8 protein-coding genes are annotated in these 6,399 nt (G+C 63.5%); 4 read left to right on the forward strand and 4 right to left on the reverse strand.

Going from position 1 to position 6,399, the window contains the following annotated elements; genetic code table 11:
- Nucleotides 1-20 precede the first annotated feature (20 nt).
- The 3 genes from M1B34_RS29310 to M1B34_RS29320 are packed head-to-tail and all read right to left on the reverse strand — an operon-like array spanning nt 21 to nt 1,881.
- Entirely contained in the window at nt 21-563 is a 543-nt protein-coding gene (locus tag M1B34_RS29310) for a DUF2937 family protein (protein ID WP_123336225.1), read from the reverse strand.
- An 11-nt stretch (nt 564-574) separates the two neighbouring features.
- Nucleotides 575-1,351 (reverse strand): class II glutamine amidotransferase, encoded by a 777-nt coding sequence (locus tag M1B34_RS29315; protein WP_268266965.1) that lies wholly within the window; start codon nt 1,349-1,351, stop codon nt 575-577.
- Nucleotides 1,352-1,383: 32 nt separating this feature from the next.
- Entirely contained in the window at nt 1,384-1,881 is a 498-nt protein-coding gene (locus M1B34_RS29320; protein ID WP_123336229.1) for an MFS transporter, read from the reverse strand.
- 100 nt (nt 1,882-1,981) lie between these two features.
- Here M1B34_RS29320 and M1B34_RS29325 point away from each other — a divergent pair, with 100 nt between their 5' ends.
- Nucleotides 1,982-4,036 (forward strand): S9 family peptidase, encoded by a 2,055-nt coding sequence (locus M1B34_RS29325; protein WP_268266966.1) that lies wholly within the window; start codon nt 1,982-1,984, stop codon nt 4,034-4,036.
- Between the two features lie 103 nt (nt 4,037-4,139).
- Complete coding sequence (locus tag M1B34_RS29330; protein ID WP_123337501.1) at nt 4,140-4,613, forward strand: cyclic nucleotide-binding domain-containing protein; 474 nt, start codon at nt 4,140-4,142, stop codon at nt 4,611-4,613.
- An 8-nt stretch (nt 4,614-4,621) separates the two neighbouring features.
- Here M1B34_RS29330 and M1B34_RS29335 read toward each other — a convergent pair whose 3' ends face one another.
- On the reverse strand, nt 4,622-4,927 hold the full coding sequence (locus M1B34_RS29335; protein WP_123336233.1) for a hypothetical protein: 306 nt from the start codon (nt 4,925-4,927) through the stop codon (nt 4,622-4,624).
- Between the two features lie 76 nt (nt 4,928-5,003).
- Here M1B34_RS29335 and M1B34_RS29340 point away from each other — a divergent pair, with 76 nt between their 5' ends.
- Together M1B34_RS29340 and M1B34_RS29345 are read left to right on the forward strand one after the other, a co-directional pair.
- On the forward strand, nt 5,004-5,690 hold the full coding sequence (locus tag M1B34_RS29340; protein WP_123336235.1) for a spermidine synthase: 687 nt from the start codon (nt 5,004-5,006) through the stop codon (nt 5,688-5,690).
- Between the two features lie 49 nt (nt 5,691-5,739).
- Entirely contained in the window at nt 5,740-6,117 is a 378-nt protein-coding gene (locus M1B34_RS29345) for a YajD family HNH nuclease (protein ID WP_123336237.1), read from the forward strand.
- The last annotated feature ends 282 nt before the right edge of the window (nt 6,118-6,399 follow it).

Below are 6,399 nucleotides of genomic sequence, written 5' to 3' on the forward strand. Positions count from 1 at the left end.
GAGCCGGCTCGTATAGCGGCTTAGAGGCCTTTAAGGTCGCGCTCTTCGATGGGGCGACTCTGGCGCAGGCGCTTGCCGCCCAGCACGACCCAGTCGATCAGGCGGAACAGGCATTCCAGGCCAAAAGACAGCAGCAAGGCGCCGCTCATGCCCCAGACCATGGCCTCGGGGGTCAGGAGGATTTGGTAGCTGTAGCCGTTCCAGGTTTCCTTGCGGATATCCGGATCGGCGGCCAGCGCCACTTGCAGCACGCGGATGTACCAAGGGCCCTGCATCGCCTGGAATTGCTTGTCCAAGGCCAATTGCCGAGTGAGCAGGCTGCTCAGGCTGTCGGCGTCGCTGCGAAATACCGGGTCGTCACTGGCGCGGTAATGAGCCACCAAAGCCTGCATATCACCCTTGAAAAACTGATTGGCGGTGCCCTGGAAGCCTTGCAGGCTGGTCTGGGCCTCAATCAAGTGGGCTTCCACGCGCTTGGCGTAGTCGCTGATGAAACCGGGTACCTGCACGCCCACCAACAGGCCAGCGGCAAACAGCACCAACCGCAAATAACTGAGCAACATAGGGGATGTCCTTATTCGGTCTGGCCGTGGCTGATGCATTCACCGCGCCGCCACAGGCTCCACTGCCCGGGTTCGTAGCGGGTCCAGGTTTCGTTTTCCGTCAGGGGTTCGGTGGCGATCACCGTAACCACGTCGTTGGGGGTGGTTTCGGCCTGGAAGTCGACGATCACGTCCACATCCTTCAAGCGCGCCGGCCCGAAAGGCGCACGTCGGGTGATCTGCGCCAACTTGGTCGAGCAGTAGCAGAACAGCCAGTCACCGTCGCTGAGCAGGCAGTTGAACACACCCTGGCTGCGGTATTCGGCACAGGCTTGCACCAGCTTCGGCAGCAACGCCTCGACCTCCACCGGCTCCGGGAAGGCACCGCGTACGCGGTTGAGCAGATCACAGAACGCCGCCTCGCTGTCGGTATCCCCCACCGGGCGATAGAAGCTCTGCGCCGGCCGGAAATCCGCCAGTTGGCCGTTGTGGGCGAAACACCAGTTGCGCCCCCACAGCTCGCGGACAAACGGGTGGGTGTTGGACAGGCAGACCTTGCCGACGTTGGCCTGGCGAATATGGCCGATCACCACTTCGCTCTTGATCGGGTAGCGCTGCACCAGGTTGGCCACTTCGGACTCGCAGCTGGCCGCGGGGTCCTGGAACAGCCGCAAGCCGCGGCCTTCATAAAAAGCGATGCCCCAACCGTCGCGGTGCGGGCCGGTACGCCCGCCGCGCTGCATCAGCCCAGTAAAGCTGAAGACGATATCGGTCGGTACATTGGCGCTCATGCCCAATAACTCACACATGCTCGGACTCTCGCTTCAATGCCGGGGCGGGCTTACAAACGCGGTTCGACTCGCGAACGCTGGGGGTTGCTGGGCACCGCCGGGCGGCCGTAGCGATCATCGCCGGCGCCGCCAAAGGGTTGGTCGTCTTCCACATCACTGGCCTTGACCGCTGCCTTGGCGGCCTCGGCGCGCTCGCGGCGCTGCTGGGCGGCACGCTCGATGGGCCAGCGGATCAGCACAAACAACAGGTAAACCGCAAACGCGATCATGCCGTACATGAACAGATCGGAAATGGCCCGCCAGGCGTTGTTGCCAACCTTGAGCAGCAGGTCCAGGGCGGTGATGGCCACGGCCGGGGCAAGCATGTCCTTGGTGGCGTCGACCATGGTCGGGCTGAACAGCAACACCGCCATCAACACACGCAATGGCTCACGCAACCAGCGCCACATCCAGCGGGTCAGGCGCATCCACACCAACAGGCAGCCCAAGGCGGCGAAGGCGTAGAGGCCCCAGGCGATCAGATAGTCGTTCTCGGTCATGGTGTCCATGGCAAGGCAGGCAAAGAGGCGCTTATGATAACGGCTTTTCGCATGTCAGGCTGCAACGCCGTCTGCCAAGCCCTCATTTGTCATCCGCCGAGAGCCATTCATGCCTTTATCTGCCAACGTCACCAGTGCCCCCCTCGCCCACAAGGCCGAAGGCGCTGACCCGTATGCCTGGCTGCAAGAGCGCGACAGCGATGCGGTGCTCGACTACCTGAAGGCTGAAAACAGTTATCAGGAAGCCCAGCTCGCCGACCAGGCGGCACTGCGCGAGACCCTGTTCCAGGAGATCAAGGGACGGATTCTCGAGACCGACCTGTCCCTGCCCTCGCCGTGGGGCCCGTACCTCTACTACACCCGCACCACCGCCGGCGACGAATACGCCCGGCATTACCGCTGCCCGCGCCCGGCCGATGACAGCCTGGTGGTGGATGAAAGCCAGGAGCAACTGCTGCTGGACCCCAACGCCCTGGCCAACGGCGGTTTCTTTTCCCTGGGCGCCTTCAATATCAGCCCGGACCATCAGCGCCTGGCCTACAGCCTCGACACCACAGGGGAGGAAATCTACACCCTGTTCGTCAAGGAGCTGTCCAACGACAAGATCAGTGAGCTGGCGTTCGAGAACTGCGACGGCAGCATGACCTGGGCCAACGACAGCCTGACCCTGTTCTTTGGCGAGCTGGACGAAACCCATCGCCCGCACAAACTGTTCCGCTACCGCCTGGACGGCACCGCCGCCGAAGAGGTGTTCCACGAACCGGACGGGCGCTTCTTCCTGCACTGTTACCGCTCCAGTTCCGAACGCCAATTGCTGCTGTCCCTGGGCAGCAAGACCACCAGCGAAGTCTGGGTGCTGGATGCCGCCCAGCCGCACTTGCCGTTCATTTGCCTGGCCCCGCGGATGGAGGACCATGAATACGATGTGGATCACGGCCAGCTCGACGGCCAGTGGACCTGGTTTATCCGCAGTAACCGCGACGGCATCAATTTCGCCCTGTACCAGACCCCGGACGCCGGCCAGGTGCCGACCCAGGACCAGTGGCTGGAACTGATCCCCCATGACGATCAGGTGATGCTCGACGGCGTGAGCCTGAATGCCGGGGCCATGACCCTGAGCCTGCGCGAAGGCGGGCTGCCGATCATCGAAGTGCACCCTCAGGACAGCCCGTCCTACCGGGTGCAACTGCCGGACGCCGCCTACAGCCTGCACGTGCAAAACAGCCTGGAGTTCAGCAGCGACCGCATCCGCCTGCGCTACGAGGCCCTCAATCGCCCAGCCCAGGTGCGCCAGTTGATCCTGCTCGGCGGGCAACAGACCGTACTCAAGGAAACCCCAGTCCTCGGTGATTTCGATGCCGACGCCTATGTCAGCCAGCGCCTCTGGGCCACGGCGCCGGACGGCACCCAGGTGCCCATCAGCCTGGTGGTCAAGCGCGACGCCCTGGGCCAGCCGACCCCGCTCTATCTCTATGGCTATGGCGCCTACGGTGAAAGCCTCGACCCGTGGTTCTCCCATGCCCGCCTGAGCTTGCTGGACCGAGGCGTGGCCTTTGCCATTGCCCACGTGCGCGGCGGTGGCGAACTGGGCGAAGCCTGGTACCGCGCCGGCAAGCAAGAACACAAGCACAACACCTTCAGCGACTTTATCGCCTGCGCCGAGCACCTGATCGCCCAAGGCCTGACCACCTCCAGCCAATTGGCCATCAGTGGCGGCAGCGCCGGTGGGCTGCTGATCGGCGCGGTGCTCAACCAGCGTCCAGAGCTGTTCCGGGCGGCAATTGCCGAAGTGCCGTTTGTCGACGTGCTCAACACCATGCTCGACCCCGAGCTGCCACTGACCGTCACCGAGTACGACGAATGGGGCAACCCTGAAGAACCGGAGGTGTATGAGCGGATCAAGGCCTATGCGCCTTATGAAAACGTCAAGGCCCAGGCCTACCCGGCGACTCTGGTGATCGCCGGCTACAACGACAGTCGCGTGCAGTATTGGGAAGCGGCCAAGTGGGTAGCCCGGTTGCGCGCCACCAAGACCGACCAGAACCTGCTGCTGCTCAAGACCGAACTGGGCGCCGGCCACGGGGGCATGAGCGGGCGTTATCAGGGATTACGTGACGTAGCCCTCGAATATGCATTTGTTTTTAAGGTTCTGGGCCTGGACTGAGGAACTCCACCCGGCGCTCCTGTCTTAATCTCGAGCGCCGTCGGTGGGTGCCCTGCTCAGGTATCCAGCGATGCAACAGACACAAGAAAAAGACCGTGACGACATGTCAGAACCGACCTTACTGAATAACGAAATCCGCGACTGGCTGATGGACTGCGGCCTGTTCGACCAACTCTTGCCGGCCGACTTTGTCGCTGCCGCCGGTTACTTCAGCATCAGCAGCATCGCCGAGGGCGAGGAAATCTTTCACGAGGGCGATGCCGGCAGCTTCATGTGCATCCTCCATTCCGGCCAGGTGGCCGTGCAGAAAAGCACCGGCGACGGCCAACCCGTGACCGTGGCGACCCTGCGCAGTGGCCGGGCCTTCGGCGAAATGGCGGTGCTCGATGGCGAGCGGCGTTCAGCCACCTGCGTGGCCGCCAGCGATTGCCAGTTACTCAACCTGGGCAAGGACTCGCTGGAGAAAATGCTCAACGACGCGCCGAAAATTGCCGCCAAAATCATCCGCGCCCTGGCCATTTCCCTGTCCAAGCGCCTGCGCATGGCCGACGGGCAACTGCTGGCCCAGCACTGCTAAAGCGGGGCTCAGCCCCCCGGTGTCTTGGCTTTGTTCTCGCTCTGCTCCAAGCCCGGCAGCGTCTGGTCCTTGGGGGGCTTGGGCATGTCGATCGGTGGCAGCAACGGCGCGCCCCCATTGCCGCCGGCCTTGGGCGTGCTCGGCGGCGTGACTTGCGGATAAGGCGTGGGGGTCGCAGTGCCCGGCGAGCCGACGCTGGGGGTCGGCGTGACCGGCACACTCAGCAAATCCTCGGCCAGGGCACCACTGATCCATAGCGTCGCACTTAGCGAGAGCGCCGCCTGGGCAATGACCGTTAGAATAGTGCGCTTCATCAATGGCTCCCTCGCTATTGTCTGCCCCTCAGGCTACTCCCAACCGGGCCGGTTTGCCTTCTTCAATGAGACCCACATGAAACGTTTCGTTCTGCTCGACACCACCCCGATTCCCGACAATGGCGGTGCCCTGTGCCTGTTCGAATACGGCGAGGATTTCGTGATCAAGATCCAGGGCGGCGATGGCGGGCAGTTGATGAACACGCGCATGCACGGCTCCGAAGACGCCCTGGCGGAGATTCCTTGCCGCAAGGTGGCCGGGCGCCCTGGTTCGCGGGTGCTGATCGGCGGCCTGGGCATGGGCTTCACTCTGGCCTCGGCCCTCAAGCACCTGGGCAAGAGTGCCGAAGTGGTGGTCGCCGAGCTGGTGCCGGGGGTGGTGGAGTGGAACCGCGGTCCCTTGGGGGAAAAGTCCGGCCGGCCGCTGCTGGACCCGCGCACGGTGATCCGCCAGGAGGATGTGGCCAAGGTCCTGCAGGCCGAGCCCCAGGGGTTCGACGCCATCATGCTCGACGTCGACAACGGCCCCGAAGGCCTGACCCAGAAAGCCAACAGCTGGCTGTACTCCGCCGGTGGCCTGGCGGCCTGCGCCAAGGCTTTGCGGCCCAAGGGCGTGTTGGCCGTGTGGTCGGCCAGCGCCGACAAACAGTTCTCTGACAAGCTGCGCAAGGCCGGCTTCAAGGCCGAGGAAGTGCAAGTCTTCGCCCACGGCAACAAGGGCACCCGGCACACCATCTGGATTGCCGAGAAGCTCAAGGGCTGAGCTAAACTTCGTCCATTACCGTCATTAGTCTTTCTACAAAGGTGAACCCATGAGTTCGTCCACTACGCCGTCCAACACCTCCAAGCTGGACCGCATCCTCGCCGACGCCCAGCGCGACCGGGAGATGGGCTACCGCGACAAGGCCCTGAAAATGTACCCCCACGTCTGCGGCCGCTGCGCCCGGGAATTCGCCGGCAAGCGCCTGAGCGAGCTGACCGTGCACCACCGTGACCACAACCACGACAACAACCCCCAGGACGGCTCCAACTGGGAGTTGCTGTGTCTGTACTGCCACGACAACGAGCACTCGCGCTACACCGACCAGCAGTACTTTGGCGAAGGCTCCCTGAGCACGCCAAAGATCGCCAAGGCCACCCACAACCCGTTCGCCGCCCTGGCCGGGTTGATGAAAAAAGACGACGAATAACCCTCCCTTTTCCACCGTAGGCGCTGGCTTGCCAGCGATGGCGTTCCCAAGGGCGGTGCAAGGCTCAAGGGCCCTTCGCCGGCAAGCCGGCTCCTACATAGGTGGGGCATTGCTCGGTATCAACCCATAGGAGCTGGCTTGCCAGCGATCGCGTTCCCGAGGGCGGTGCAAGGCTCAAGGGCCCTCGCCGGCAAGCCGGCTCCTACTACGGTTTCTCCCTGCTGGAGTGGTGAACTACGTCGAGCACTACGGCCTGTTCGCGCCAGAAGCTGCCCAATGCCG

It is taken from the genome of Pseudomonas morbosilactucae (assembly GCF_023241715.1).
GTDB classification, from domain to species: domain Bacteria; phylum Pseudomonadota; class Gammaproteobacteria; order Pseudomonadales; family Pseudomonadaceae; genus Aquipseudomonas; species Aquipseudomonas morbosilactucae.

Excerpts from the sequence above, each read along its gene's own strand:
- M1B34_RS29310 (WP_123336225.1), bottom strand. The coding sequence starts at position 563 with ATGTTGCTCAGTTATTTGCGGTTGGTGCTGTTTGCCGCTGGCCTGTTG.
- M1B34_RS29315 (WP_268266965.1), bottom strand. The coding sequence starts at position 1,351 with ATGTGTGAGTTATTGGGCATGAGCGCCAATGTACCGACCGATATCGTC.
- M1B34_RS29320 (WP_123336229.1), bottom strand. The coding sequence starts at position 1,881 with ATGGACACCATGACCGAGAACGACTATCTGATCGCCTGGGGCCTCTAC.
- M1B34_RS29325 (WP_268266966.1), top strand. The coding sequence starts at position 1,982 with ATGCCTTTATCTGCCAACGTCACCAGTGCCCCCCTCGCCCACAAGGCC.
- M1B34_RS29330 (WP_123337501.1), top strand. The coding sequence starts at position 4,140 with ATGTCAGAACCGACCTTACTGAATAACGAAATCCGCGACTGGCTGATG.
- M1B34_RS29335 (WP_123336233.1), bottom strand. The coding sequence starts at position 4,927 with ATGAAGCGCACTATTCTAACGGTCATTGCCCAGGCGGCGCTCTCGCTA.
- M1B34_RS29340 (WP_123336235.1), top strand. The coding sequence starts at position 5,004 with ATGAAACGTTTCGTTCTGCTCGACACCACCCCGATTCCCGACAATGGC.
- M1B34_RS29345 (WP_123336237.1), top strand. The coding sequence starts at position 5,740 with ATGAGTTCGTCCACTACGCCGTCCAACACCTCCAAGCTGGACCGCATC.